The sequence below is a fragment of the Streptomyces sp. NPDC053474 genome, assembly GCF_044544845.1.
Lineage (GTDB): Bacteria > Actinomycetota > Actinomycetes > Streptomycetales > Streptomycetaceae > Streptomyces.
On record NZ_JBITXV010000013.1, the window covers coordinates 238,327 to 264,061 of the forward strand.

Below are 25,735 nucleotides of genomic sequence, written 5' to 3' on the forward strand. Positions count from 1 at the left end.
ACGTTACTGCGTCGCCGTCGGCGGCCCGGCCCCCCTCCCGGACGGACGAGTGGACGCACGAGTGGAGGAAGGGGCACTCAGCCCGGGATCCACAGGGCGCCCGTCGCGATGAGGACGCCACACACGTACGTCGGCACCAGGTGGGGGGCCCGTCCCGCAGGTCCTCCAGGTACGGGGTGAGCTCCGCGCCGAGGCCGAGCTGCGGGCCGACGTCGCCGAGCAGCCGCCACCAGGCCGCGCCGCCGTGCGGCAGTGTCCGGCGCTCCACGAGGAGCCGGGCTACGGACCGGCAGCCACACGAGCAGCGGCACCGCGTCCGTGGTGTCGGGCCCGCCGAGCCGGTCCGTCGCCCGGTCACTGACGGGGCCCGACGTCAGGAGCACGGGTACGGCCACGGAGGCCAGGACGGGCAGAGCACCGTCGGCGCGGCGAGCAGCGCGAAGAACGCGCCGCTGAAGGGGAAGGCCGCGCCGACACCGGCGTTCCCGGAGAGGACGAGCGCGGCCGTCTCCCAGGCTGGAGGCGACGGTCGCCGCGTACGCGGAGCCGCCCCGGCGGCGGCCGAGCAGCGAGCTGAGGATGTCGATCATCCGCTGCCTGAGGCCGGTGCGGGTGAGCAGTTCGCTGACGAGCAGGCCCGCCTGGAACACATGGGCCTCGTACGGCGCGAGGCGCTCAAGGGTTACCGCGTCGCCCCGCTCTTCACCGAGCGCGAGCTGGTCAAGCTGGGCCGCCGACGAGCGCTTCCACCCGCGCATCGCCGCCCACGGAACTGGGTGCGTCCGAGGCCGAGTCACCGGCGCGCGAGCACAGGGCCGTCCACGAGGCGATGGCGGCGGGGGACGCGGAGGGCGCGGCGAAGCGGATGCGGCGGCACATCGAGAACGCGAAGGCCCGCGCCCTGACCGACCGCCAGGCGGTGGAGACGGCCTGACGACCGGTCAGGACCCAAGGGCGCGGGTGCCGTCGCTCAGATCCGGGGGACTTCGACGAGCTGGTCGCCGTCGGGTACGTCCGTGACCGTGACGCGGTCCGTCGGTACGCCGAGCCCCCGCGCCACGGCGGCCGCGATTCCGGCGGCGTCCTGCCCGGTGGGCACGGGCACCTCCTCGCCCTCGCCGTAGCTCTCGATGGCCTTGGTGAAGTAGCCCGGGTGCCAGGCGCCGACCGCGCCCCGCACGTCCACGGAGGCCACCGCGCGGCCGCCCGCCACCGCCTTGATCCGGTCCAGGATCTGGTCCGAGCGCAGTTCGCCCGGCACCTGGAAGAGGCTCGCGTGCGCGCCCACCGCGCCGCCCGACCGCAGCTGGACCGTGAGGGTCAGACAGCTCGTGACGCTCGGGTACAGCAGGCTGCCGCCGGGCCCCGCCTCCTTCACCTGCCCCTCGGTGACCACGGTCCGCGCGGGGGCGGACACGGGGGCCGCGAGCGGGGCGGCGGCCCGCGCCCCGCCGCCGTCCCCCGCGTGGGCCGGAGCTCCGGCCATCAGCGAGGCCGTGACGGCGAGAGCGGCCACCACGAGGGACGGCCTGGCGGAGGGGGCGTACGACGGGACGCCTGTACGGAGGGACAAGAAGAACTCCTGGCTGAGAAATCCGTGACAACGGACCGCGGCCCACTGGGCCACGGCCGACCGGCCACTCTATGGTGCGGGTCGAACCCCGGGGTGGGGCGGGGCGCGCTTCCGGAGGCGCGCCCCGCCATGAGTCACCCCCTTGACCGGTGACAGGCGGCGTGGGAGGGTCAGGCCACACACTGGTGGACGTGACCGAACGGAGTTCGACCATGGAAGGCCAGAACGCCATCGACAGTGCCGCCGCCGCCCGGCAGGAGCGCTTCGGCAAGCTGCCCGAGCGCATCCGCTTCGAGGACATGGTCGAGGTAGAGACCGCGACACCGGACGACCCGGCCCGGCACGACTACAACCCCGAAGGCTCCTGGAAGACCTTCAACTGCCTCGCCGCGGACCTGGGCCTCTGAGCCCCAGGCGCCGGAAGTGACGCTTCCCCTCCCTCGCCGTCTCACCTCCTCCGCCACCCGCGCGCGGTAAAGCCGCGCGGCGAGTCCGCGTCCGCACCATCGACGCGCTCGACCGCGAAGGGAAGACTGTGGCCAGCGATCCGTACACGTAGCCGCACCTCTCAGGCGACCCCACGTGACACGCGCTCAGTGGAGGACCGACATGACGCTTCCCCCAGGCCAACGTGCCGTCGACGGATTCCCGCGCTTCGGTACGCACCTCCATCACCCGCCGCCGCCCGTGCCCGCGGAACCGGCGATCGCGATCGGGGGAGCCCTGGCCAAGGGCGCGAGCCTGACCCTGGGCGACCTCGCCGAGCTGCCGCGGCGCGAGCTGGGAGCCGACTTCCACTGCGTCGCCGGGTGGTCGGCCACCGGCCTGCTGTGGGAGGGAGTCCCGTTCGAGACCGTCTACCGCGCCCACGTCGTGCCGCTGCTCGCGCCGGACGCCGTGATCAGTCACGTCGTCTTCGAAGGCCTCGACGGCTACCGGTCGGTCGCGCTGCTCGAAGACGCCCTGGCCGAGGACGTGCTCATCGCCGACCGCCTCGACGGGCGGCCGCTCGACGGCGACCACGGTGCTCCGCTGCGCCTCGTCAGTCCCAGCCAGTACGGCTTCGTCAGCACCAAGCACCTCTGCCGCATGGAATTCCACACCTCCGCGCCGCCGGACCCCGACCGGTGGTCGCCCATCGCGGCGCACCCCCGAGGGAGGGTCTGGCAGGAGGAACGCCACCGCCGCCTTCCCGGCCGGGTCGTACGCCCCGTCTACCGCGGGCTGATCGGACCGATCCGCGCGCTGAGCGCCCGAGGCAGCCGCACCCGGCCGCGCTGAGGGAGCCGCCCGGCGGACGGCGAAGCCGCGACCTCACATTCCGCCGGGCTGCCTCGTCGTACTCCTGGGACCAACCACCTCTCGCCTGCCCAGGAGTGACCACCATGCCCACCATCACGGACCTCAGCGAGCTGACCGGCGACTACGCCTTCGACACCGCGCACACCCGGATCCGGTTCGTCGCCCGGCACACGATGTCCACCCGGGTGCGCGGGGAGTTCGCCGAGTTCGAGGGCGGCGCCCTCCTGGACGGGGACCGTCCGGAGCGGTCCAGCGTCCGCCTCACGATCGGCGCGGCCAGCATCCAGACCCGCAACAAGCAGCGCGACGACCTGCTGCGCGGCAAGTTCCTGGACGCGGACAACCACCCGGCCCTCACCTTCACCTCGGTCCACGTACGGCAGGTCGACGGCACCCGCTACAAGGTCGCCGGGGAGCTGACCATCCGGGACGTGACCGCGCCGGTCACCCTGGACATCGCCCTGGCCGACGCCGCCACCGCCCCCGACGGCGGCGTCCGGCTCGGCTTCACGGGCGGCGCCACCATCGACCGCCGCGACTGGGGCGTGAACTGGAACGGCATGACCGCCCTCATGGTCGGCCCGAAGGTGACCCTGGAGTTCGACGTGACGGCGGTCCGCAGGTCCTGACGCGCACGGCAGCCTCCCGCGCTCATCGCCTCCCCGGCGGTGTCCGTCATGCTCAACTACCCCTCTGGATCAGGGCGTTGACCTATCATTGACACGTGCTGGCCACACGGGGGCCGCAGCAGTGGGCGGCGTGTCAGTGGGGGATCGATGGACCGCATACCACCGTACGCAGGCATGGACCGCTTCGTCGGCGCCTTCGACAAGCTGGTGGTGCAGCCGCGGCGCAGCCGCAGCCGCCTTCCCGCCGTGCTGCTCACCGAGCCCGGCGGCGGCTTCGCGGGGCGGCGGATCGTGACCGGGCTGCGGGCGCGGCTGCGCGGGGACAACGTGATGCTGGCGCCGCACGCCTGCGTCCCCCCGGCCCCGGACGGCCACGACGCGCCGCACCTGGAGCTGTTCGAGCAGATCACCCAGCAGCTGACGGACTCCATGCCGCCCGGCGCGGGACGCCTGAAGCTGCCCGGATACCGGCTCCTGCACGCCGTCCTGAGCGCCCCCCGCTTCGAGGGGCCCGTGGAGCGGCGCCACCACGCCCTGCGCGACCACTGCTACGCCGACCACCGCCAGTGGTCACCGCTGTCCGCCGCGCTGTGGCGCCTCGGCGGCGGGGACCAGACGAGCGGCGCCGGCTTCATCGAGCTGCTGTGGAACTTCTTCTCGGGCCCCCTCTTCCAGCAGCTGCCCTGCGCCCTGTTCGGCCTGCGCGCCACCCGCCGGATCCTCGGCCACGGCCGCAACCGCCGCTGGTACGCCCAGTGGTACCGGCAGCAGCACGGCTCCCCGCCCACGGACTTCTTCCGCTCCGCACTCGACCTCGTACCCCACGACCACGACGCCCCGGACGCCCCCGACCCCGAGCAGGTCGACCGCGTCCTGATGCACGCGCTCCTCGCCGACCTGGACGCGGCCGCGCGGCCGCGCCGGTTCAACCCCTGGCGGCGCCGCCGTACGACACGGTTCGTGGTGCTCTTCGAGGAGCTGGGCCCGGCGGACTCGCGCACCCAGCGCTTCGTGCGGGAGCTGCGCACGGCGTCGGCGGACCTCGGCACCACGTCGGTGTTCGTGGTGGCGGCCGGCGTCCGCTCGCTCGCCGCGCGCGTCCCGGACATCGAGCCGTCCGACCTGGCCCACGCGGGCGCCGAACTCGACCTGATCGTGGAGAGCGGGATGCGACCGGAGCGGCCGAGCGGGATGACCGTGCCCGCCCCCGCGCAGGACGCGCCGCCGGACGAGCGGGCCGCGTACTGGCTGCGGCACCAGCCCCGGCTCGTGCCGCCCGCCCAGCGCTTCTCGCCGGGCACCGAAGTGGTGGGCACCGTGGGGAGCCTGGCGCTCGCCCTCGTCGTCCTGGCCGGGCTCTTCGCCTGGCGGCCCCTCGACCGGGGGGAGCGGGACGCCTGCGCGGGAAAGACCTTCCTGGGCACCGACGGCACCTGCGTCGGCGTGGCGGAGGGCGCCAAGGGCTTCGGGAGCAGCAAGGACGACCAGGGCGTACGCGACGCCCTGCGGATGATCGAGGCGCAGAACAGCCAGCTCGACGCGGCCGCCCGGGACAAGGAGGCCGCGGGCGGCGGCGCCCGGCCCCGCACGGTCGTCTACCTCGGCCCGCTCAGCGGCGGCCGGGGAGCCCAGGACCCGGTGCGCGGGGGCACCCTGCCCGAGCTGCGCGGCCTCGCCCTCGCCCAGGCCCGGATCAACCAGCTCGCGCGGGCCAGCCACGACCGCGTACCCCTGCGCGTCCTGACCGCCAACGCGGGGGACCGCTTCCAGGACGCCGAGAAGGTGGCCCAGCAGATCGCGCAGCTCGCCCGGCGCGACCCGGCCGTCGTGGGCGTCGTCGGCTTCGGGCAGAGCAGGCCCGGCACCCTGGACGCCATCAAGGTGCTCAACCAGGCGGGCCTGCCCATGGTCGGCACCTCCGGCACCGCCGCGGAGCTGCTGCGCACCGGCCGCCCCTACTACTTCCAGCTGGCCCCCACCAACGCCCGCCTCGCCCAGGTCATGGCCGCCTTCACGCGGCAGGCGAGGACGGTGGCCGACGGGTCGCGCACCGCCCGGCGGATCGAGCTGGTCGCCGACCCCACCGACGTGTACAGCAACGACCTGGCCAGGGAGTTCCTGAAGTCCGCTGGCCGGACCCCGACGACCGTGTGGGAGCACACCCCGCAGGACGACACCGGCGGCCCCCGCGTGGCGAACGCCGTCCGCGGCTCGCTCGCCACCAGCGCCCCCGACCTCGCCCGGCAGGTGTGCGGGGCCGTCGTGAAGGAGCCGCGCACGGCGCTCGTGTGGACGGCGCGGGCGAACGAGTTCACGGCCTTCCTCGACGAGATGAACCGCCTGAGCGGCGAGTGCCCGCGCCTGACCGTCCTCGGCGGCGACGACGTCACCAACTCCCTGCTCCAGGGCGAGCCCCCGCGGCGCCGCTTCCCCGGTCTGACCCTGTACTACGTCGCGCACGGCAGCGCCCCCGAACTCCGGCGCGCCGCGGGCCGTTCGGCCATCGAGGCCCAGGAGTTCCTCCAGGCCTACGACCGGGTGAACCGCCGCCACCAGTGGGGCGGGGCCATGCGCGCGGACGGCCACCCCGTGCTCGCCTGGGACGCCCTGCGCTATCTGTCCGAGGCCGTGGACGAGGCCCGTGCCACCCTCGGCGGCAACGAGGACCGGCTCGGCGCCGACCAGGTGCAGTCCGTGCTCTACCAAGGCCTGGGCGGCGGCGGCTTCAACGGCGCCACCGGCCGCGTCGACGCCTCCGGCGCGGCGGGCGGCGGCCGCTTCACCCCCGACAAGCTGGTGTTCGTGATGAGCGGCGACGGCCGGGCGAAGGCGGTCTGCGGCGCCATGACGAAGAGCGTCAACGCCAAGACGTGGGGCGAGCGCTTCGCCTGCCCCGCGGCCTGACCGGCGTCCGGGCGGACGGCTCCGGCGTAGCGTTCACTGCCGCTTGCGCTTGCTCGACCGCATGGACCACAGGGTGATGGCGATGCCGACCAGTGCGAGGAGAAAGAGAATCTTCATGGTGTGCGAGTGCCCCCGATGGCCCGGTCCAGTACGCCGCAAGCCCGACCGATGAGGTCGCGCCCGGCCCAGTATGCCGAGGAGCGCGCCAGGCCGTGGTCCGTGGGGTACCGCCGACCGGAATAGGTGGGGTGGCGGACGGGCCCGCCCTATGGGGCTCTGTGTGTATGCGTACTTCTGTGGAGCCGTGCCCCCGCCGCGGGCGGCTGGCGTGTGCTGTGGTGATGGCGGTCGTGGGAGCGGTGGCCGGTGCGGGGGCGGGCCCGGCGGCGGGCGCCGGGGCGCCGGAGCCGGTGCCCGGGCGGGCCGAGTTCGGGCCAAGGGGCAGCTGGAGTCCCAGCAGTTCACGGTGCCGGACGGCGTGACCAAGGTGACGTTCCACCTGTGGGGAGCCGGGGGCCCCGGGGGCGGCGGATCGGGCGGAGGCGGCGGCGGGGAGAAGACGGCTCTGTCGACCTCGCCGATGTACGGCGGCAGCGGCGCGGGCGGGGCGGGCGGCAGCGGCGGCTCGGGCGGCGGCGGAGGAGGCAGCGGCGCCGTGACCGTGTGCACGCTGCCCGTCAAGCCGGGCACCACCTTCGACGTGACGGTCGGCACCGCCGTCGCCGAGGGCGGCCAGGGCGGTGGCGGAGGCAGCGGCGGGGGCGGGGGGTCGGAGGGCAGCCTCTTCTCCAGTGGCGGCTCCGGCTCCCGCGGCGGGACGGGTGCGGACGGGGGTGTGTCGGGAGGTGGTGGCGGCATCTATGACACGACCAGGGTGTCGTCCCCGGTCCTGCGTCTCCCTGACCTCGACGAGTTCGGCTTCCCCACCCTCCCCGACCCCGTGGAGCCGGACCCCACGGCCCCCGAGCCCGACGACTTCTTCGCCGACATCACGGCCCGGGGCGGCCACCCCGCGGGCGGCGGCAAGGGCGGCGGCGGTGGAGGCGGCGGCGGGGGCGGGGAGAACGGGAAGGTCGGTCAGAGCGGCGGCGCCGGTGGCGCGGCGGGACAGCCCGGAGCGGTCGGGGACCCGGGTGGCGGTGCCGATGGCGGCGAAGTCCTGCTGCCGTGCTTCGCCTCCACCGAGGTGCAGCAGACGGCGTCCCCCGGCAATCCCGGGAAGGACGGCACCGGCGGCACCCCTGGCGACGCGGGCAGGGGCGGCGCTTCGGGATCGGGGAACAACGGCGGACGGCGGGCTTCCGGAGGCCGGGGCGGCGAGGGAGGCGCCGGCGGCACCGGCGGGGCCCCGCCGACCGTCGACGTGACCCCGCCCGCCGGAACCGGGACCGGGGGCGACGGCGGGACGGGCGGCACCGGCGGCACGGGTGGCGCCGGTGGCCCCGGAGAGGACAGCGCCCGCGACGAGACCGGCGGCAGCTCCGGCGCCGCGGGCTCCCAGGGCACCTCGGGCGGCACGGGGGGCGGGGGCTACGTCATCGTGACGTGGTAGCCCGCGCCCACGCGGCGCCCGGGGTCCTGGTGGACGTACCGGCTCAGAGGCGGGTTCCGGGCACCGGTCGCGGGCCGCCGTACGCCGCCGCCATGGGGGGAGCTTCCGTGGGTGACGAAGTCGTGGATGCCCGCCAGGTAGGCCCCGCGTTCGACCAGCCCGTCGCGGTCGGTGTCGAGGGCGTCGAAGGCCGCGTCGACACCGCTCTCGGCGTTGCCCGCGGCCGTGCGCGGGCGGGTGAACTCCTGGCGGTTCAGATGCCCGTCCGCGTCGGCGATGTCGAACAGGGAGCCCAGGGCGGGGCGGCAGGAGCGCTCGAAGGCGTCGTGCCCCACCCACGAGCGGTATTCGTCGAAGGTCACGCGGCCGTCGCCGTCACCGTCCATGTCGGCGAACACGGCCTCATGGGCGGCTCGCGAGGCGGCGACGACCGGGTGCTCGGCGGAACGGCCCGCGGCGGCGGCCACGCGGTCGACCCGCCCGAGGTATTCCGCACGGGTGATAGCGCCGTCGCCGTCCACGTCCAGCGTGGCGAAGATGCGGTGCTGCCGTGAGTCGGACCCTGGGCTGGACATCGTGCTGCCTCCCGGCTGCTCGCCATGACTTCGGAGCCGTGAAGATACCCAAGAAGCAGAGAAAGCCGCGCGTTCAGCATTAATCGGGTAAATACGAGTGCCCTGCACCCGGCGCCACAGGGCTCCGCCGGGGTGAGTCACTCGCTCAACCCCTGGACGGCGACTACATCTCCTCGATGCCCCCGCCGCGTGTGACTCCTGGGGCTGTCGGGGAGCTGGACGCCCCGTCCCTCGTCCACCAGGCTCGGGCGCGCGGGTGCGGGCCGTGGCCTCGCGTCCGCGCCATGACGGGTGTCGAGCGATCGGGGTGAGGGTCTGTGGTGACGCGTCGTACGGTGATCAAGGCGGCGGGCGCGGGGGTGTGGGCGAGCGGGGCGGCCACTCCGGCCTGGGGTGCTTCCCGGGCGGCGGAGGGTGACACGCTCGTGGTGGTGGAGAAGAGCAGCCACGCGGTCGGCTTCTACGACGTCGGGTCGGGGCGGCGGCTGGGGACGGTCCACCTGCCCGACTACCCGCACGAGATGGTCGTCGACGCGCGCGGACGGTTCGCCTACGTCGGGCACTACGGCGTCCGCATGGCCTCCACCGTGGGCGAGGGCGGCGCCGCGGTCTTCGTCATCGACCTCGCGAAGCGGACGCTGGCGCGGACCATCGACACACGGCCGTTCCGCCGCGTCCACGGCATGGGGATCGACCGTGACGACCGGCTGTACGCCCTCAGCGAGGAGAAGGCGGTCCTGCTGGGCTTCGACGACCCGGCCACCGACGAGGCGCCGTCCAGGGCGGTGCCCACGCACGGGGTGAAGACGCATCTGTTCACGCTCAGCCGCGACGGCGAACGGGCCTATGTCACCGGCCTGTTGTCGCACACGGTGAGCCTCGTGCGCCCGCACGACGCCGCCGCGGCGCCGCTCCTGGTGACGCCCGGCCAACTGCCCGAGAGCAGCTGTCTGAGCCGGGACGAGAAGACGCTGTTCGTCGGGGCCCGCAAGAGCTCCGCCCTGGTCGCCGTCGACGCGCACACCATGGAGGTGCGACACAGCCGGAAGACGGGCGGGGACCCGCTGCGGGTCTACACCCTCGACGAGGAACGGCTGTTGGCGACGGACATCGCCGCCAAGACCCTGACCGTCTGGAGCACCGACCTGCGGCCGATCCGCTCGCTCCACCTCGACGGCACGCCGGCGGCCGTGTCACTCCACCCCACCGAGCCGCTGGCGTACGTGTCCCTGCTGGACACCGACCGCGTCGCGGTCGTCGACCTGGACCGGCTCGCCGTCGTCGGCGGCTTCGGCACCCAACGGGAGCCGGACTCCTCGGTCCTGCTGCCCGCCCACCCCTGAAGCGCGCGACCGGCCGTCGCGGGGGAGCGACGGCCGGTCGGAGCGGTGCGGTGTGGCGTCAGGCCCCGCTCTCCCGGAGCATGTCCTCGCGCTCGACGATCTTCACGCGCTCCCGGCCCTGCGGCTCGCCGAGCGCCTTCTCGGCGGCGTCGAGGCGGTACCAGCCCTCCCACGTCGTGAAGCGGACGTTCCGCTCGGTGAGGAAGGCGTCCACGGCCTCCGGCGCGGGCGAGGCGGGCTCCGGCAGACGGCCGTGCGCGTGGTCGTCCAGGAGGTTGGCGACCGTCTCGTTGGCGTCGCCCTTGGTGTGACCGATGAGGCCGACGGGCCCGCGGCGGATCCAGCCCGTGACGTACGTCGACGTCAGGTGCTCCCCGGACTCCTCGATCACGCGGCCACCGGCGTCCGGCACCGTGCCGGACTCGACGTCCCAGGGGAGCTTGGGCAGCGCGTCGGACAGATAGCCCACGGCGCGGTAGACCGCGGTGACGTCCCAGTCCTTGAAGGTGCCGGTGCCCTTGACGTTGCCGGTGCCGTCCAGCTCGGTGCGCTCGGTGCGCAGGCCGACGACCTTGCCGTCCTCGCCGAGGATCTCGCAGGGCGACTCGAAGAAGTGCAGGAAGAGCTTGTGCGGACGGTCGCCGACGTCGCGGATCGCCCAGTTCTCCAGGGTCTTGGCGACCATGTCGGCCTGCTTGTTGCCGCGGCGGGTCGCGATGGAGCCGTCGTCGTAGTCGATGTCCTCGGGGTCCACGATGACCTCGATGGTGGGGGAGTGGTCCAGCTCCCGCAGCTCCATCGGGCTGAACTTGGCCTGCGCGGGGCCGCGACGGCCGAACACGTGGATCTCCCGGGCCTTGTTGGCCTTGAGTCCCTCGTGGACGTTCGGCGGGATCTCCGTGGGCAGCAGCTCCTCCGCCGTCTTGGCCAGTACGCGCGCCACGTCGAGGGCGACGTTGCCGACGCCGAGGACGGCGACCTTCTCCGCGTCGAGCGGCCAGGTCCGCGGGACGTCCGGGTGACCGTCGTACCAGGAGACGAAGTCCGCCGCGCCGTACGAGCCGTCGAGCTGGATGCCCGGTATGTCGAGGGCGCGGTCGGCCGTGGCGCCGGTCGAGAAGACGATCGCGTCGTAGAAGGCGCGCAGGTCGTCCAGGCTGATGTCGCGCGGGTAGTCGACGTTGCCGAAGAGACGGATCTGCGGCTTGTCGAGCACCTGGTGCAGGGCCGTGACGATGCCCTTGATCCGCGGGTGGTCGGGGGCCACGCCGTAGCGGATCAGGCCGAACGGGGCGGGCATCCGCTCGAAGAGGTCGATGGACACGCCGGGCTCGGCGGCCACGTCGGACTTCAGCAGCGCGTCGGCGGCGTAGATCCCAGCGGGTCCGGCTCCGACGATGGCTACCCGCAGGGGGCGGTGCATGCTCAGGTTCCCTTCGAGCGGTGACGACTGACTCGACGGCAACCGTAAACTAAGGGGACCCTAACCTAGCAGGCGGGGTCGGTTAACGCGCACACGGCCCCCGCGCCGCGTGCGCGCGGGAGGTGCTGGGCCCGAGTTCCCGGCCGCGCCGCGTGCTCACGGGAACACGAGCGTCGAGTCCACCGGCATCACCAGATGCCAACGGACCGTCACGTCGTCGTACGGGCCGCAGGCCAGGACCCGCACCTCGACCGGGTCGGGGGCGACCAGCGGGAAGAACATCGGGCGTATGTCGTCGCCCGGAAGCGGTTCCGGGGCGGCGGACGCGGGGGAGTCCCAGAGGGCCGCGACGCCCGGCTGCGCCCGCACCTCGCGGACGACCTCGTCGAGGCGTGCGTCATCCGGTCGGCGCTGCCAGGCCAGGCGGAGCCGGGTGAGCAGGGAGGCGGCCCAGCGGTCCTCCCAGTCGCGGAGCTGATAGCGGGCCTCGGGGGAGAACGCCCAGGTCATGACGTTGGCGCCGGGGCGGGCGAGCCAGGGGCAGTGCCGGGCGGCGACCACGTTGGCCTCGATCACGTCCCACGCCTGGTCGCAGAGGTAGCTGACGTACCGCTGCTGGCGCATGAGCTGGACGAGCGCCGGATCGAGGCCGCGGCCGCGGTCGGGCTCCGGGGGCTCGTGTCCGGTGCCCCGGTGGAGGGCGGCGGCCTGCCGCGGGGCGAGGTCGAGGATCCGGCAGACCCCGGCGATCATCTCGCGGCTGTACCGGCGGTCCTCGCCCTTCTCCAGCGCCCGGTACCAGCGCTCGGAGACGCCGAGCCGCAGCGCCATGTCGAGCTGGGTGAGATAGGTGCGATGCCCGCGCGCGGGCAGGGAGCCGAGCGCCGGCGCGGGACCGCGTGCCCTGCGCCAGGTGCGGAGCATGCGGCCGAGGTCCTCGCGGCGGGCGTTGGTCATGGTAAAGATCTCGCAAAGAAGGTGGGGTTGATCAGGGGTTTTCCGGCACGGCGTGCGCCTCGGGGCCCCTTCGGCGCTGGTGGCAGGATCGCATGGCGCGGCCCGCACCGGAACGCTGGGGTTCCGGCACTATGGAGTTCCGGCCTTGGGCGCCGTCCGGCGGCCAGGGTGGGCGCACGTCCGGAGCGGGGCGTGGGTCGGCGCACGGGGCTGTGCGGTGGCCGCACCGGCTCCGGCCGTCCGAAGCCGAGCCCTCGCCGATGCCGACCCAGCTGCCGACACCTGTGCCGACGCCCCAGCGGACGCCGTCGCCGAGGCCGACCCGAGCCGACCTACGGAGAACCGACCGATGAGCTACTTCCTGCCGGAATCCGCCCCCGTGCTGACCGCCGCGCGCGGTCTCGCCCTGGCCCACCCCGGCATCGTCGAGGTCAACAGCGCCCCGCTGTACCTGCGGGCCCGCGCCGCGGACCCCGGCCGTCGCGTCGCCCTGGTGTCCGGCGGCGGCTCCGGGCACGAGCCGCTGCACACCGGCCTCCTCGGGCGCGGCGGCCTGGACGCGGTCTGCCCCGGCGAGGTCTTCGCCTCCCCGCACAACCGGCAGATCTACGAGGCGAGCGCGGCCGTCGCCAAGAGCGCGGGCGTGCTGCTGATCGTCAAGAACTACACGGGCGACGTGATCAACTTCCAGATCGCGGCGGAGCGCCTGCGGCACGACGGCATCCCGGTCGCGACCGTCCTGGTCGACGACGACCTCGCCACCGACATCGCCGACAGCGCGACGGGCCGCCGGGGCACGGCGGCGACGGTGGTCGTGGAGAAGCTGCTCGGCGCCGCCGCCGACCGGGGCGCGTCCCTCCAGGAGCTCCAGGAGCTCGGCACCCGCGTCGTGGCGCAGTCGCGCAGCGTCGCCGTGGCCGCGCGCGCCCAGACCTCGCCCACCACGGCCGCTCCCGCCTTCACGCTGGAGCCCGGCGTGCTCGACTACGGCGTCGGCATCCACGGCGAGCGCGGCATCCGCACCATCGCCCGGCCCTCCGTCGACGACCTGGTCCGGCGGATGACCGACGACCTGATCGACGCGCTGCCCGAGGGCTCCGACGACGTCCTCGCGCTCGTCAACGGCCTCGGCGCCACCACCGAGCTCGAACTGCACGCGGTCAGCTCGCTGCTGCACGACCGGCTCGCCGAGCGCGGCCTGCGCCCCGCCGTCACCCTCGCCGGTACGTACACCGCCGCCCTCGACATGGCCGGGTTCTCGCTCACCCTCACCCGCCTCGACGAGGGCTGGGTCGACCTGTGGACGGCACCGACCGAGACCCCGCTCACGCTGCCCCGGACCGTGCGCCCCGCGGGCACCTCGGCCGCCCCGGCGGCGGCCCCCGCGGCGCAGGCCCCCGCGCCCGCCGCGACGACGGGCAAGGCGGGCGGCCGGATCGTGCTCGACCGGTACGCGGAGGTCGTGGCGCAGGTCCGCGACAACCTCACCAAGCTCGACCAGCTCGTCGGCGACGGCGACTTCGGGGACAACCTCTCCGGTGGCGTCCGGCGCGCGGTGCGCCTGGCCGACGAGACGGGCATCGAGGGCACGGCCGCGCTCGCCGAGGCGTTCCTCAACGACGTCGGCGGCACGAGCGGGCCGCTCTTCGGGCTGTTCTTCAAGGACCTGGCGTCCGCCGAACCCGGCGACGGGCAGGCGCCGTCCGTCGCGGCACTCGCGGAGGCCGCGGCCGCCGCGAGCGCGGCCATCAACCGCGTGGGCGGCGCGCGCGTCGGCGACTGCACGCTGGTCGACGCGCTGGTCCCCGCCGCCGAGTCCCTCGCCGCCGCGTCGGCCGGGGAGCCGACGGGTGAGCTCGCCGAGGCCCCGCTGACCACCGCGGCACAGGCCGCGATCCGCGGCGCGCTCTCGACCGCGTCGCTGCGCCCCCGGCGCGGCCGCGCCAGCTACGTCGGCGACCACGCCCTGGGCGTCCCGGACCCGGGCGCGCTCGCCGTCGCCCTGGTCTTCACGACCCTGGCCGAGGTGCACGAGCCCACGTGGGCCACCCGCCTCCCCGCCCCGGGCCACCTGACCACGATCTGACCCGGCCTCACCAGACACCGGCCCGGGGTGGGTTCAGGAACCGTCCCACGGTCCTGGACCCACGCCGGGCCGGTGCGCGTCTCCTGCGACCGAGGGGAAACCTGGTCTCCGTTTCTGCCGTCCTCCCTGCCGAGAGCCATCGAATGGACGGGAAGACAGCACATGAGACCGAAGCGCATCGTCGGCGGCGCCGCCGCCGTCGCCGGGGCCCTGAGCCTGCTCGCCGTGGGGATGCCCGCGACGGCGCAGGCCGCGGCCCCGGCGGCCGGACCGCGCTGGGGCACCTGCCCCGCCGGGACCGACGCGCCGCGCGGCACCTACTGCTCCACGCTCAAGGTGCCGCTGGACTACAAGAAGCCGGACGGACGCCAGATCAAGCTGACGCTGTCCATCGCGGGCACGGGCAACGCCCCGCGCACCCTCGTCGTCAACCCGGGCGGCCCCGGCGAGTCCGGCATCGGCGTCGCCAAGCTGGTGTGGAGTTCGCTGCCCCAGAAGGTCGCGGAGAAGTACAACGTCGTCAGCTTCGACCCGCGCGGCGTCGGCGCCAGCACCCCCGTCTCCTGCGGCGACACGAGCAAGCTCACCCCGCACCCGGCCCTGCCGTACACGCCCCGCGACGCGGGCGAGGAGAAGAAGCGGCTGACCGTCGCCCGCAAGGTCGCCGAGCAGTGTCAGCGGCACTCCGGCGACCTGCTGCCGCACATGACCACCGAGAACGCCGCCCGGGACATGGACCGCGTCCGGGCCGCGCTCGGCAAGTCGAAGCTCGACTACCTCGGTTACTCGTACGGCACCCGCCTCGGTGCCACGTACGCGACGCTCTTCCCGAAGCGCACCGGCCGGATGGTCCTGGACAGCGTGGTGGACCCGACGGCGAGCTCCTACGCGTCCCAGTTCCGGCAGAACACGGCGTTGCAGCACCGGGCCGGGCAGTTCTTCGCCTGGACCGCGCGGCACGACCGCACCTACCACCTGGGCACCACCCGCGCGAAGGTGGCCACCGCCTGGGAAGCGGCCCGCAAGAAGCTGGACGCCCGCCCCGCCGGGGGCCGGGCCGGGAGCGCCGAGCTCGACGACCTGCTGGCCTCCGGCATGTACACCGACCTGACCTGGGGCGAACTGGCGCGGGCCGTGTCCGACTACCGGCGTGGCGACACGGGCGCCCTGCTCGCGGCCACCGACCAGCTCGCCGACGGCGGCGTCAACCCGGCCATGCTCGCCTACTCCTGCGTGGACGACCCCTGGCCCCGGGACTGGAAGACCTGGCGCACGGACACGCGCGCCTCGGCCCGCAAGGCGCCGCTGTTCGGCTGGTTGAACACCTGGTACAGCGCCCCGTGCGCCTTCTGGAAGGCCAAGCCCGTCACTCCGGTGAAGATCGGTTCCGTGCGGGTGCCGCCCCCGCTGTTGCTCCAGGCCAAGGACGACGCGGCGACGCCGCTGGCAGGGGCGCGCCGGATGCAGGCGGCGCTGAAGGGCTCGCGCCTGGTCGTCGCGGGCGGCGGCAACCACGGCCAGTTCCTGTTCGACGCCAACTCCTGCGTGGACAAGCACGGCAGCCGCTATCTGCTCACCGGCAAGCTGCCGACGCGCGACAGCACCTGCCCGGCGAGCCCCGCTCCGACCCCCTGACCTCAGGGGCTATGCGAGCACGCCCGGAGGCGGCCTCCACGGGCCGCCTCCGGCGCGCACTATCGGCCAACGTGCGGCATCACCCCATCGGGTGACAACGGCCCCGATCGCCCCATGCGAGCCTGATGGAGACCCCCAGCAGCGTGCGGGGCGACCACAAGGGGGTAGGCCGCGTGGGCACGACGAGGACGCTGCAGCAGATCGTTCCCCGGCACGACCCGAAGTTCGAGCCCTGGGCGGCACGCCTCGGCGTGGGCCGGGACGACCAGGTGTACGTGGCGAGTTCGGCCGCCCCGGCCAGCGTCGTCCTGCGGCTGTCCCTGGACGGCTCGACGACGCGCGTCGGCAAGGCGGGCAGCGCGCTGCTCGCGGTCACGGCCAATCGCGCGGGCGTGATCGCCACCGCGGAGCACCACTTCAGCCACCGGGTGGCGTTCTGGGACAAGGACTTCCGCCCTCTGGGCTCCTGCGACGAGTTCACCGTCAACGACACGGACGGCTACTTCGCCCCGCCTGCCGTGGAAGCGGGCCCGTCCGGCGACTTCTACGCGATGGACCAGCACGCCCTGCGGGTGCTGCGGCTGACCCCGGACACGGTGGTCGACACCATCGACCTGAGCCGGCTGAGCAGCGACCCCAAGGACCGCAGGCAGACGGTCGGACTGCGCGTGGCGGAGGAGCGGGGGCTGCTCGTCACGGCGTGGCAGTCCGGGGTGATCCGGATGTGCACGTTCGACGGCACGCCCGTGGGAAACCCGGTGCGGGCCAAGCCCGTGGGCTTCGTCCTCAGCGGCTACGACGTGTCCGACGACGGCCACCTCTACGTCCTGACCGGCGGCCGCGAGGTGCAGGTCTTCGACCTGAACGGGAACAGGACCGGCACCCGCGTCCTCGCCCTGCCCGACACCGACCACGACGTCACGGACCTCAGGGTCCGCGGCACGGAGTTCGTCGTCCGCAGGTCGGACCAGGTCACCCCGGCCGCGCGCCGCGACCACGTGACGCTGTTCGAGCGCTACGACCTGGAGACCGGCGCGTTCGTCGCCCGCGTGTCCGCCGACGTCGAGCGGCTGACGGTGACGTACGACGCGGACGTCTGGACGGCCGGGGCCCGCATGCCGCTGACCGTCACCCACGACCCCGGGCGCTGGCCGAGCCGCCCCCGCCTGAAGGTGTGGCTGCGGCCCCTGGGCGTACCGGAGTTCACCGAACTCCCGCTGACCGCGGGGGCGGTCACCCCGCCCGCCGACGCCCGGGGCCTCCACCAGCTGCGGGTGTCGGCCGACACCACCGGCCGGTACAGCGAGTACGTCGTCGACGGCATCGTCGAGGTACGCCGACCGGGCACCCGCGGCACGGTGTCGATCTGGACGCCGTCGAACCGCTTCCACTACGGCCGGGGCGAGCCGCTCGGCAGCGCCGACGGCGGGCCCGCCGACAGGATCACGGTCCACGCCCGCGCGGCGGCCGGTACGCGGCTGCCCACGTCCGTCCGCGTCCGGCTCCTTCGCGGCGGCGAGGAGATCACCGCGCGGGACGTCCCCCTGGGGCCGGACGGCACCGGCACACTGGCCCTCGCCGCGGACGTCACCCGCGGCCTCACCCCCGGCCGCCACCTCCTCGACGCCGACGTGGAGGGCTTCACCGTCGCCCCGCAGCACCTGGAGATCGGACCGGGCCTCGCCGAGCGGCCCGGCTACCACATCACGCAGTACGCCGACATCTACGCCCAGGGCTACCCCGCGGACCCCCGGGCGACGCAGCAGGTCCGACGGGGCGAGGACCTGCCGGAGTTCAGGGACGCGCCGGAGACCACCGCGGCCTACGTGGCGCGGGCGCGGGTGCTCGGCATCAACCTCTTCGTGGACCGCGCCGAGCCCGGCGCCTATGGGGACGTGCCCGCCGACCAGGGCATCCACCAAGGCGTCGGGCCGGACCTGGTGGCCCGTCTGACCCAGGCGCCGGACGGCGTCGCCCCCGGCAAGGCGAGGGTCGAGGACCCGCGCCGCCGAGCCGTCGCCGCCTATGGCGCGTACGGCATGGAGACCCAGGCCATCCTCCTGACGAACGACGCCTCCCTGCCCTTCCTCCCTCAGGGCACGCCGAAGAACTTCGAGCGCCGGACCCTGGCGCAGCTCGACGCCGATCTGACGGCGGTCACCCGGACCTTCCTGCCGTACGCCGCCTTCCGGGGCTGGACCTGGGCGGCCAACTGGTGGCTGTGGGCGGGCGCCGTCGGCGAGGCCGCCGCGAAGGACCAGGCCGAGCGGACCGCGTACCGCCAGGCCCTGGCCCTGGCGGAGACGGCGAACGGCGCCTGGTCGGCCGTGCTCGACACCGTCAGCGACCGGACCTTCGCCCACAAGCGCGAGGCCGCGGCCCACTTCCGCGCCGTCCTGACGTCACTCCTGCCAGGCGGCATCGGCGCGATGACCGCCCCGTACCGCGAGCGGCAGGTCCCGCCGCAGCTCGTGTTCACGAGCGCCGACGAGGTCGACCTGCACTTCCAGGCCGAGCAGATCCAGCCGCCGCAGGTCACCCGGCACATGGTCGACTTCTACCGCCGACCCGGCCGCCCCGCCTGGGGCCACCCCGAGCTGGGAAACGACGACGGCACCGGCGGGATGATCATGCCGACGCTCCTCCAGCAGGTGATGCGCGGCGCCCACGGCACGGGCATGGTCACCGACATCGGGGCCGAGCACGTGGAGGGAGCCGCCGCCCAGGACGCGCGCGCCGGCGGCAGCGGCGGTGTCCCGGGCGACCCGCGCAGCGGCAGCGCGGGCAAGACCTCGGTCCTGCGCGCCCTGTTCGACCTGTGCGCACGGCTCGGCCCGGTGACCGCCGGGGCCCGCGGCGCCGACCCCGTCGCGATCGTCGTGTCCACGCGCATGCAGCGCATCGAGTTCAACGAAGGACAGTACGCGGGCGTCTACTTCCAGCGCCTGTACGAGGCGTACAACGCCTGTCTGTACGCGCAGCGCCCGGCGTCCTTCGTGTTCGCCGAGGACGTCAGCGCCGAGGTGCTGCGCCGCTACCAGGCGGTGCTCGTCGTGGGGCAGACCGTGGAGCTCGACCCGCCCCTTTCGGCGGCCCTCGCGGCGGCCGGCGTACCGGTGTTCGCCGACGCCACCTGCCACGCCGACCGGGTCACCGGCTTCACCCGCCTCGCCATCGGCTTCGACCACGTGGAGAAGACCCAACAGCAGAACAAGGACGCCTACCAACAGCCCATCCAGAACAACGACGCCGCCTACGCGGCGCTGCGCGCCCTCTTCCTGGAGCAGGCGGCCGTCCTGCGCTCCGCGCTGAGCGCCGTGACGCCCTTCGCCGAGTGCGTCGACAACCCGGAGGTGCACCTCAGCGAGTGGACCGCGGGCGGCGTCCGCTACCTCTGGGCCGTCAACAACACCCTGCTCGACTGGGAGCCCGGCCTCGCCTGGCGGGTGGGCCTGCTGTGCGCCCACCGCGTCCCCGTCATGGCCAGGATCAAGGTGCGGCTCCCGCTCCTCCACCAGGTGGTCGACCTGCTCACCGGCAAGCCCGTCAGCACGCTCCTCGGCGACGAGTTCACCGCCGACCTGCGCTCCGTGCCCGGCAGGCTCTACGCCGTCGTCCCGGTGGCGCACGGCCCGCTGCCGTCGGCATCCGAGGACGCCTTCGGCCCCCACGTCCGCGACATCGCCGTCTCCGCGGACGGCACGAGCGCGGCCCTCACCACGTTCAACTGGGACCACAACGTCTACGGGATCGACCTCGCCACCGGCCGCACCACCTGGCGCCGACGGCTCGGGCACCACTTCGCGTACGGACCCGTCGCCCACGCGGGCGGGTTCGCCGCGCAGGGCTTCGACGTGCTCAGCGCCGAGGGCTACCACCTGTACCTGCTGGACGCGGCAGGCGCCGCCCGCCGCCGCTTCGCCCTGTTCGGCCTGCCCAAGCGGGCCACCAACTGGGCGCGCGGCGACTGGGGCTACGACCTCGGCCTGAACAACTTCGCGGTGGCACCCGACGGCTCCTGGGTCGCCACCTGTGGCGATCTCGGCCTGGCGGTCTGGGACAGCTCCGGCGCCGAGCGGTGGGCGCACCAGTGGTGGGCGGAGCACCGGCGCGCACCGCTGCGGCTCCTGGCCGCCGACGACGCGACCCTGATCACCTTCGCGGAGGGCCGGATCACCGGGCTCGCGGCGGCCGACGGGGCGACGCTGTGGTCGCTGCACGTGGCCGACACCGGCGCCTTCGGCGGCGGCGTGGTCAGCCGGGACCGGCGCACCGTCGTCATCTGGTCGGACACCGAGGGCGGCCGTCTCTACGTCATCCGGGGCGGCGCGCTCCGCACCACCGTCCCGGCCGCCGCCGACGAGGTCTCCCTCTCCGGGGACGGATCCCTCATCGCCGTCACCAAGTACCGGCAGCTGAAGGTCTTCGGCGCCGACGGCGGCCTGCTGTGGACGTACACCGGCGACGACCTGCTGCGCCGCCCCCGCGTCTCGCCCGACGGGAGCCGCGTCGCCGTCGGCAGCGAGCTGGGCACCCTGGCCGTCCTGACCCGCGACGGTGCCGTCGTCGCCGCGGTCGACCTGTTGGCGCTGCCGGTCCCGGCCTGGCTGCCCGACGGCGACCTGGTCGCCGCGACCTGGATGGGCACCGTGGTCCGCTACCGGCCCGATCTGAGGCCCCGCTGGCAGAGCAGGCTCGCCCCCACCGAGCAGGACCTCCGCCCCAAGCTGCGGGCTCCGGACCCGACCCCGTTGGTGCGCCGCACCTGGGGCAACGCCGCCGCCACGCCCAGGCCCCTGACGGACAACGTGCTCAAGCAGACGGGCGTCGTCCTCCGCTCCCGGCTCCTGGACCGGGACCAGGAGATCTATCTGTCGCAGCAGAACGACACCGGCCTCCTGCTCGACGGCAGCGCGCAGCCGCCCCCGAGGCCGTGGCTGCCCTGGTGGGTGGTCAACTCCGTGGACAGCGGCTGGCACGGCACGTTCGAGCTGACCGTCGACACCTACCGGAACCTCCTGCGCCTGGACGGCGTCACCATCGCCGAGGACCCCGCGCACCCCGAGTCGTGGCTGCGCGACGTCCGGCTCCAGTGGTGGGACACCCACGCCGGGCGCTGGGCCGACGGGCCGATGCTGCTGTCCGACCGGGCCGTGCACACGCACCTGTTCACCACACCGCTGGTGGCCTCCTGGTTCCGGTTCGTCACGACCGGCGGCGGCGCCTGGCCCGTCGGCAACCTCCGCATGGGCGAACTGGCCTTCCACGGCGTGGTCCTGGGCAACTCCCACCGGGACGTCATCGACCGGCGGCAGCGGGCCACCCTCTTCGACGACCGGGTGAGCGACCTGCGCACGCTCGTCCACGGCGGACTCACCTTCCAGCGCGGCGACGCCCGCCCCGAAGGCGGCACCTGCGTACGCCTGGACGTCCACGACGGCGTCTCGGCGGCCGACGCGCACCCGCAGTTCTTCGCGCCGTTCGGCCATGTGCTCCCCGAGTGGGACTTCGAGATCGCGGAACACCCCGAGCCGGGCCAGTACCGGTACTTCCAGTTCGCCTGGAAGGCGGCGGGCCCCGCCACGACCGCCATGGGCCTGCGGCTCGGCCTCGCCTGGAACGCCCCCGCGGTGCTGGTCCTCGCCGGTTCCCCCACCTGGCCGGACGCCGCGGTCCTGGCCCAGGTCACCTTCCCCACGCCCCCGCGCACCTGGTCGACCGTGCGCCTGGACCTGTGGGAACTCGCCCGTGCCCAGGCCGCGTACCGCGTACGGAGCCTCAGTCTGCGGACCGTCGGCGGCGGGGCCCTGTTCGACCAGCTCGTCCTCGGCCGCACCCCGGCCGACCTGCCCGAGCAGTCCTAGGGCGACGCGCTGACGGCGGGCGGCAGGCTCAGGGAGGCGGCCGCGCGCGGGCTCGGCTCAGGTCGCGGCGGACACCCGCTCGCCGCACCACGCGCAGAACGGTGCCCCGGCCTCGGCGCGCATCGTGCCGCACTCCGGGCAGACCCGGTCCAGGGAGCACGGCGCCTCGCCGCCCTCCCGCGCGGTGCCGGTGACGCTCAGGCCGGGGCGGCGCGCGTGCACGGTCAAATACACCAGGCCGTGCGCCCCGGCGCTGAGCCCGCGCCGGGACGAGCGGGGCAGCCAGGCCACGGACCCGGCGGCGAGCGCGAGCTGCTCGCCGTCGCCGTCGAGGCGGCCGTCGCCCGCGACCACGACGAGCAGGACGTCCAGGGAGTGCTCCACGTGGGCCGCCACGCCGCCCGACGGAGGCAGCCTGATCAGGTTGGCGTCGAGCTGCCGTCGCCCCTCCGCCAGTTTCCACAGTGCTCCGGTCTGCTCGGAGGACACGTACGGCAGGTACTGGTCGAAGGAGACCAGCAGGCGGGGCTTCTCCGGTGCGGACATCGGCACCTCCTGGCTGTGCGGCGAAACGGTGGAATCCTAGAGGGCCGGGACCCCACAGGGGCGGGATCCAGGGACAGAGCACCCGTACGGCACCGTGCGCCGCGCGGGACGGTCAGCCGTCGGCCGGGTCGGCGAGCAGCGCGCGCAGGGACGGCTGGAGCAGGTCCCCGTGGGCCCGGACCATGTCGTCGCACAGGCGCCAGATCTCGCGCACGGTCAGGGTGGCGGCCGTGGCCGGGTCGGTCATCGCCGCGTGCCGGATGTGGCGCGGCTCGTCGTCGAGGGCGGCGCGGACGACCAGGTCGTTCACGCTGAGGTAGGTGCGGTTGAGGGCGGCGAGCTGCGGAGGCAGCGATCCGGCGCGGGTGGGCTGGACGCCGGACGCGTCGACGAGGCAGGGCACCTCGACGACGCCGTGGGCCGGGAGGTTGTCGATCAGGCCGTGGTTGGGCACGTTGCCGTAGATGGTGCGCGGGGTGCCGGTGACCACGCTGTGGATGACCTGCGGCGCGTACTCCATGGTGCCCTCGACGGCGAGGGGCGCCCCCTTGGCCAGGGCGTCCCGGGTCCGGTGGTACGTGGCGACGTTGTCGTCGGTCATGTCGAGGTAGACGCCGACCGGGAGCCGCAGCCGCTCGACCTCGCTGTCGTGGCGCAGATACCAGGGGACGTACTCGGACGAGTGCTCGCTGGTCTCGGTCGGGTAGTAGCCGAGGCGCCGGTACATGTCCATGCGGACCCGCCGCCGCAACTGCGGTTCCTGGGCGATCAGTTCGTCGATCCTTGGGTAGAGGTCGCTGCCTTCGTGCTCGAAGCGCAGCACCCACGCCTGGTGGTTGACGCCCGCGGCCCGGTACGTGATCTCGTCATACGGGACGCCGAGGAGCTCGGCCAGGTCCCGCAGGGTCCAGTACACGGAGTGGCACAGGCCGACGACCCGGGTCAGGCCGGTGGCCCGCGTGACGTACTGGACGTTCATCGCCATGGGGTTGGTGTAGTTGAGCAGCCAGGCGTCGGGGCACAGCGCGGCGATGTCCTCGCCGAGGCCCTTGAGGAACGGGAAGGTGCGCAGGGCGCGGAAGACGCCGCCGATGCCGAGCGTGTCGCCGATGGTCTGGCGCAGGCCGTAGCGGGCGGGGACGGCGAAGTCGGTGCGGGTCGCCTCGGCCATGCCGATCTGCACGGTGTTGATGACGAAGTCGGCACCGGCCAGGGACGCGCGGCGGTCGAGATGGGCCGTGACGCGGGCGTCGGCGCCGCGCTCCCCGGCGATGTGGCGGGCGGCGGCCTCGGCGGTGGCGAGCCGTTCGGCGTCGATGTCGTGCAGGGCGACATGGACGCTCTTCAACTCGGGGAAGGCGAAGAGGTCGGCGAGCAGGCCCTGGGTGAATTCCACGCTGCCCGCCCCGATGAAGGCGATCCTGGGATGCGTCATGGGGTGGTCACTCCGATGCTGGTGGCGTTGGGGCGGCTCGGGGCGGGCGCCGGGCGGTCAGCCCTTGATGCCGCTGGAGGTGATCGAGCGGATGAAGGTCTTCTGGGCGAGGAGGAAGGCGAGCAGCACCGGCAGGACCGTGATCACGTTGCCCGCCATCACCGCGGACCACCGCGTGTGGTGCTGCCCCTGGAAGGTGGTCAGGCCGAGCTGGAGCGTGTACTGGGTGTCGTGGTTGATGGCGATCAGCGGCCAGGTCAGGTCGTTCCACGTGGTCAGGAAGGTCAGTACGGCGACGGTGGCGAAGGCGGGCCGGGCCAGGGGCAGCACGATCGACCGGAGCACCCGAAGGCGCGAGCAGCCGTCGATCCACGCGGCCTCCTCCAGCTCCCTCGGCAGCGCCAGGAAGAACTGCCGGAACAGGAACACCGCGAACGGCGTGACCAGCGACGGCACGATCAGCGCGCCGAGGGTGTCGATGAGGCCGAGCCACTTCATCACCAGGAACGTGGGGATCATCGTCAGCTGGAACGGGACCGCCATCGTCGCCAGCATCAGCACGAGGAGCAGCCGCGAACCGGCGAACCGCATCCGCGCGAAGGCGTAGCCGCCGAGCGCGCCGCACCCGAGGTTGGAGGCCACCGCGGCGGCCGAGACGACCGCCGAGTTCAGCAGCCACCGCGGGAACAGGGCGTTGCCGAGGACGTAGCGGTATCCGCCCAGGTCGAGCCCGGACGGCCACAGGGCGGGCGGGAAGCGGTTGATCTCTGCGTTGCTCATCACCGAGCTGAGCACCAGCCACACCAGAGGCACCGCGAACAGCGCGGCCAGCGGCGCGAGCACCAGGTGCCAGGGGCTGAACGGGAGCCGTGGGCCGCGCCGCCGCGTGGGCGCCGGAGCCGGACGGGCCCGGGCGCGGGCCGGGCGGCCCGTGGTCACGGTCATGAGGCGGCCGCCTTCGTGCGCCGCGGCCGCGGGAGCCGCACACGGCCGCGCACCGCCCGCAGCGCGACCGCGACGACGAGCAGCGCCACGGCGAGGACGTAGGCGGCAGCGGCGCCGTACCCCGCGGTGAACTCCTTGAAGGCCTGCTCCCAGACGAAGTAGACGATCACGGTGGTGGAGCCCAGCGGGCCGCCCTTGGTGGTCACATAGACCAGGTCGAAGACCTGGAGGGCCTGGAGGGTCTGCCACAGCACCAGGAACAGGCTCACCGGCGCGAGCGTGGGCAGCGTCACGTGCCGCAGCAGGTGCAGCGGTCCCGCCCCGTCGAGCCGGGCGGCCTCGACCAGCGACCGCGGTACGTCCTGGAGCGCGGCCAGATAGATGACGGTGCACAGGCCCGTGCCGCTCCACAGGGTGATGGCGACCAGGACGAACAGCGCCTGCGAGGGGTCGGTGAGGAACCCCTGCGAGGAGACGCCAAGCCGGTGCAGGACGGAGTTGGCCGCGCCGAACTCCGGGTCGAGGATGAAGGAGAACAGCACGCCCTGTGCCGTGGCGGAGACGACGAACGGCACGAAGAACAGGGTGCGGTACAGGCCCGCGCAGCGGATGCGCCGGTTGAGGACGAGGGCGAGCGCGAGCCCGAGGGCGATGCTCAGCGGCACGTAGAGGACGGTGTACACCACGGTGTTCCGCACGGCCTCGTGGAAGTTCGGGTCGTGGCGCAGGGCGCGGTAGTTGTCCAGGCCCACCCAGCGGCTCGGTGTGACGAGGTCGTCGGCCCGGAAGGACAGCAGCAGCGACCAGACGACGGGCACGACGCTCAGACCGAGGACGACGAGCACGGCGGGGGAGACGAACGCCCAGGCGGTGGCGGACTCGCGGCGGCGCCGACGACGCCGGGCACGCGCCCCCGACCGGTCCGAAGGCAGGGTCAGCGGTGGGGGATGCGGGGGCATGTCACGT

Annotated in this window: 19 protein-coding genes; 10 read left to right on the plus strand and 9 right to left on the minus strand. The window is 73.9% G+C overall.

Annotated features, from left to right (window positions below; genetic code table 11):
• Positions 1–77 precede the first annotated feature (77 nt).
• Entirely contained in the window at positions 78–758 is a 681-nt protein-coding gene (locus ACIG3E_RS29335) for a TRAP transporter large permease subunit (RefSeq protein WP_399622469.1), read from the minus strand.
• 14 nt (positions 759–772) lie between these two features.
• Between ACIG3E_RS29335 and ACIG3E_RS29340 the strand changes: the two genes are divergently transcribed.
• Complete coding sequence (locus ACIG3E_RS29340; protein ID WP_399622568.1) at positions 773–934, plus strand: FCD domain-containing protein; 162 nt, start codon at positions 773–775, stop codon at positions 932–934.
• A 36-nt stretch (positions 935–970) separates the two neighbouring features.
• On the opposite strand, the gene ACIG3E_RS29345 is transcribed toward ACIG3E_RS29340, so the two are convergent.
• A complete protein-coding gene (locus ACIG3E_RS29345) occupies positions 971–1,573 on the minus strand; it encodes a hypothetical protein (protein ID WP_399622471.1) in 603 nt (200 codons plus the stop codon).
• A 212-nt stretch (positions 1,574–1,785) separates the two neighbouring features.
• Between ACIG3E_RS29345 and ACIG3E_RS29350 the strand changes: the two genes are divergently transcribed.
• The 5 genes from ACIG3E_RS29350 (at position 1,786) to ACIG3E_RS29370 (ending at position 7,960) form a co-directional block, all read left to right on the plus strand.
• On the plus strand, positions 1,786–1,980 hold the full coding sequence (locus tag ACIG3E_RS29350; RefSeq protein WP_399622570.1) for a hypothetical protein: 195 nt from the start codon (positions 1,786–1,788) through the stop codon (positions 1,978–1,980).
• A 202-nt stretch (positions 1,981–2,182) separates the two neighbouring features.
• A complete protein-coding gene (locus ACIG3E_RS29355; RefSeq protein ID WP_399622473.1) occupies positions 2,183–2,854 on the plus strand; it encodes a molybdopterin-dependent oxidoreductase in 672 nt (223 codons plus the stop codon).
• A gap of 104 nt (positions 2,855–2,958) precedes the next feature.
• Positions 2,959–3,504, plus strand: coding sequence for a YceI family protein (locus ACIG3E_RS29360; protein WP_399622475.1), 546 nt, complete (start codon positions 2,959–2,961; stop codon positions 3,502–3,504).
• Between the two features lie 147 nt (positions 3,505–3,651).
• Positions 3,652–6,408, plus strand: a complete 2,757-nt coding sequence (locus ACIG3E_RS29365; protein WP_399622477.1) for an ABC transporter substrate-binding protein — start codon at positions 3,652–3,654, stop codon at positions 6,406–6,408.
• Positions 6,409–6,886: 478 nt separating this feature from the next.
• Positions 6,887–7,960: a hypothetical protein gene (locus ACIG3E_RS29370; RefSeq protein WP_399622478.1), complete on the plus strand. Its 1,074-nt coding sequence runs from the start codon at positions 6,887–6,889 to the stop codon at positions 7,958–7,960.
• Here the strand turns inward: ACIG3E_RS29370 and ACIG3E_RS29375 are convergent.
• Positions 7,939–8,535, minus strand: coding sequence for an EF-hand domain-containing protein (locus ACIG3E_RS29375; RefSeq protein WP_399622480.1), 597 nt, complete (start codon positions 8,533–8,535; stop codon positions 7,939–7,941). The genes ACIG3E_RS29370 and ACIG3E_RS29375 overlap by 22 nt on opposite strands.
• Before the next feature lie 320 nt (positions 8,536–8,855).
• On the opposite strand from ACIG3E_RS29375, the gene ACIG3E_RS29380 reads away from it, so the two are divergent.
• Positions 8,856–9,878: a YncE family protein gene (locus tag ACIG3E_RS29380; RefSeq protein ID WP_399622482.1), complete on the plus strand. Its 1,023-nt coding sequence runs from the start codon at positions 8,856–8,858 to the stop codon at positions 9,876–9,878.
• A gap of 58 nt (positions 9,879–9,936) precedes the next feature.
• Here the strand turns inward: ACIG3E_RS29380 and ACIG3E_RS29385 are convergent, their stop codons facing one another.
• Positions 9,937–11,301: an FAD-dependent oxidoreductase gene (locus ACIG3E_RS29385; protein ID WP_399622484.1), complete on the minus strand. Its 1,365-nt coding sequence runs from the start codon at positions 11,299–11,301 to the stop codon at positions 9,937–9,939.
• Positions 11,302–11,457: 156 nt separating this feature from the next.
• The gene (locus ACIG3E_RS29390; RefSeq protein ID WP_399622486.1) at positions 11,458–12,258 is read right to left on the minus strand and encodes a helix-turn-helix domain-containing protein; all 801 of its coding nucleotides are present in this window, start codon (positions 12,256–12,258) and stop codon (positions 11,458–11,460) included.
• Between the two features lie 349 nt (positions 12,259–12,607).
• Between ACIG3E_RS29390 and ACIG3E_RS29395 the strand changes: the two genes are divergently transcribed.
• The 3 genes from ACIG3E_RS29395 (at position 12,608) to ACIG3E_RS29405 (ending at position 21,843) form a co-directional block, all read left to right on the plus strand.
• Positions 12,608–14,344, plus strand: coding sequence for a dihydroxyacetone kinase family protein (locus ACIG3E_RS29395; RefSeq protein ID WP_399622488.1), 1,737 nt, complete (start codon positions 12,608–12,610; stop codon positions 14,342–14,344).
• A gap of 162 nt (positions 14,345–14,506) precedes the next feature.
• On the plus strand, positions 14,507–15,979 hold the full coding sequence (locus ACIG3E_RS29400; protein ID WP_399622490.1) for an alpha/beta hydrolase: 1,473 nt from the start codon (positions 14,507–14,509) through the stop codon (positions 15,977–15,979).
• A gap of 173 nt (positions 15,980–16,152) precedes the next feature.
• Positions 16,153–21,843, plus strand: coding sequence for a hypothetical protein (locus tag ACIG3E_RS29405; protein WP_399622492.1), 5,691 nt, complete (start codon positions 16,153–16,155; stop codon positions 21,841–21,843).
• 57 nt (positions 21,844–21,900) lie between these two features.
• Here ACIG3E_RS29405 and ACIG3E_RS29410 read toward each other — a convergent pair whose 3' ends face one another.
• The 4 genes from ACIG3E_RS29410 to ACIG3E_RS29425 form a co-directional block, all read right to left on the minus strand.
• Complete coding sequence (locus ACIG3E_RS29410; protein ID WP_399622495.1) at positions 21,901–22,389, minus strand: cupin domain-containing protein; 489 nt, start codon at positions 22,387–22,389, stop codon at positions 21,901–21,903.
• A 112-nt stretch (positions 22,390–22,501) separates the two neighbouring features.
• A complete protein-coding gene (locus tag ACIG3E_RS29415; RefSeq protein ID WP_399622496.1) occupies positions 22,502–23,824 on the minus strand; it encodes an alpha-glucosidase/alpha-galactosidase in 1,323 nt (440 codons plus the stop codon).
• Positions 23,825–23,881: 57 nt separating this feature from the next.
• Positions 23,882–24,769, minus strand: coding sequence for a carbohydrate ABC transporter permease (locus tag ACIG3E_RS29420; protein ID WP_399622498.1), 888 nt, complete (start codon positions 24,767–24,769; stop codon positions 23,882–23,884).
• On the minus strand, positions 24,766–25,728 hold the full coding sequence (locus ACIG3E_RS29425) for a carbohydrate ABC transporter permease (protein WP_399622501.1): 963 nt from the start codon (positions 25,726–25,728) through the stop codon (positions 24,766–24,768). The genes ACIG3E_RS29420 and ACIG3E_RS29425 overlap by 4 nt, the downstream gene beginning before the upstream one ends.
• Positions 25,729–25,735: the final 7 nt, after the last annotated feature.

Excerpts from the sequence above, each read along its gene's own strand:
- ACIG3E_RS29360 (WP_399622475.1), top strand. The coding sequence starts at position 2,959 with ATGCCCACCATCACGGACCTCAGCGAGCTGACCGGCGACTACGCCTTC.
- ACIG3E_RS29385 (WP_399622484.1), bottom strand. The coding sequence starts at position 11,301 with ATGCACCGCCCCCTGCGGGTAGCCATCGTCGGAGCCGGACCCGCTGGG.
- ACIG3E_RS29335 (WP_399622469.1), bottom strand. The coding sequence starts at position 758 with ATGCGCGGGTGGAAGCGCTCGTCGGCGGCCCAGCTTGACCAGCTCGCG.
- ACIG3E_RS29350 (WP_399622570.1), top strand. The coding sequence starts at position 1,786 with ATGGAAGGCCAGAACGCCATCGACAGTGCCGCCGCCGCCCGGCAGGAG.
- ACIG3E_RS29375 (WP_399622480.1), bottom strand. The coding sequence starts at position 8,535 with ATGTCCAGCCCAGGGTCCGACTCACGGCAGCACCGCATCTTCGCCACG.
- ACIG3E_RS29390 (WP_399622486.1), bottom strand. The coding sequence starts at position 12,258 with ATGACCAACGCCCGCCGCGAGGACCTCGGCCGCATGCTCCGCACCTGG.
- ACIG3E_RS29415 (WP_399622496.1), bottom strand. The coding sequence starts at position 23,824 with ATGACGCATCCCAGGATCGCCTTCATCGGGGCGGGCAGCGTGGAATTC.
- ACIG3E_RS29395 (WP_399622488.1), top strand. The coding sequence starts at position 12,608 with ATGAGCTACTTCCTGCCGGAATCCGCCCCCGTGCTGACCGCCGCGCGC.
- ACIG3E_RS29425 (WP_399622501.1), bottom strand. The coding sequence starts at position 25,728 with ATGCCCCCGCATCCCCCACCGCTGACCCTGCCTTCGGACCGGTCGGGG.
- ACIG3E_RS29410 (WP_399622495.1), bottom strand. The coding sequence starts at position 22,389 with ATGTCCGCACCGGAGAAGCCCCGCCTGCTGGTCTCCTTCGACCAGTAC.
- ACIG3E_RS29420 (WP_399622498.1), bottom strand. The coding sequence starts at position 24,769 with ATGACCGTGACCACGGGCCGCCCGGCCCGCGCCCGGGCCCGTCCGGCT.
- ACIG3E_RS29355 (WP_399622473.1), top strand. The coding sequence starts at position 2,183 with ATGACGCTTCCCCCAGGCCAACGTGCCGTCGACGGATTCCCGCGCTTC.
- ACIG3E_RS29365 (WP_399622477.1), top strand. The coding sequence starts at position 3,652 with ATGGACCGCATACCACCGTACGCAGGCATGGACCGCTTCGTCGGCGCC.
- ACIG3E_RS29400 (WP_399622490.1), top strand. The coding sequence starts at position 14,507 with ATGAGACCGAAGCGCATCGTCGGCGGCGCCGCCGCCGTCGCCGGGGCC.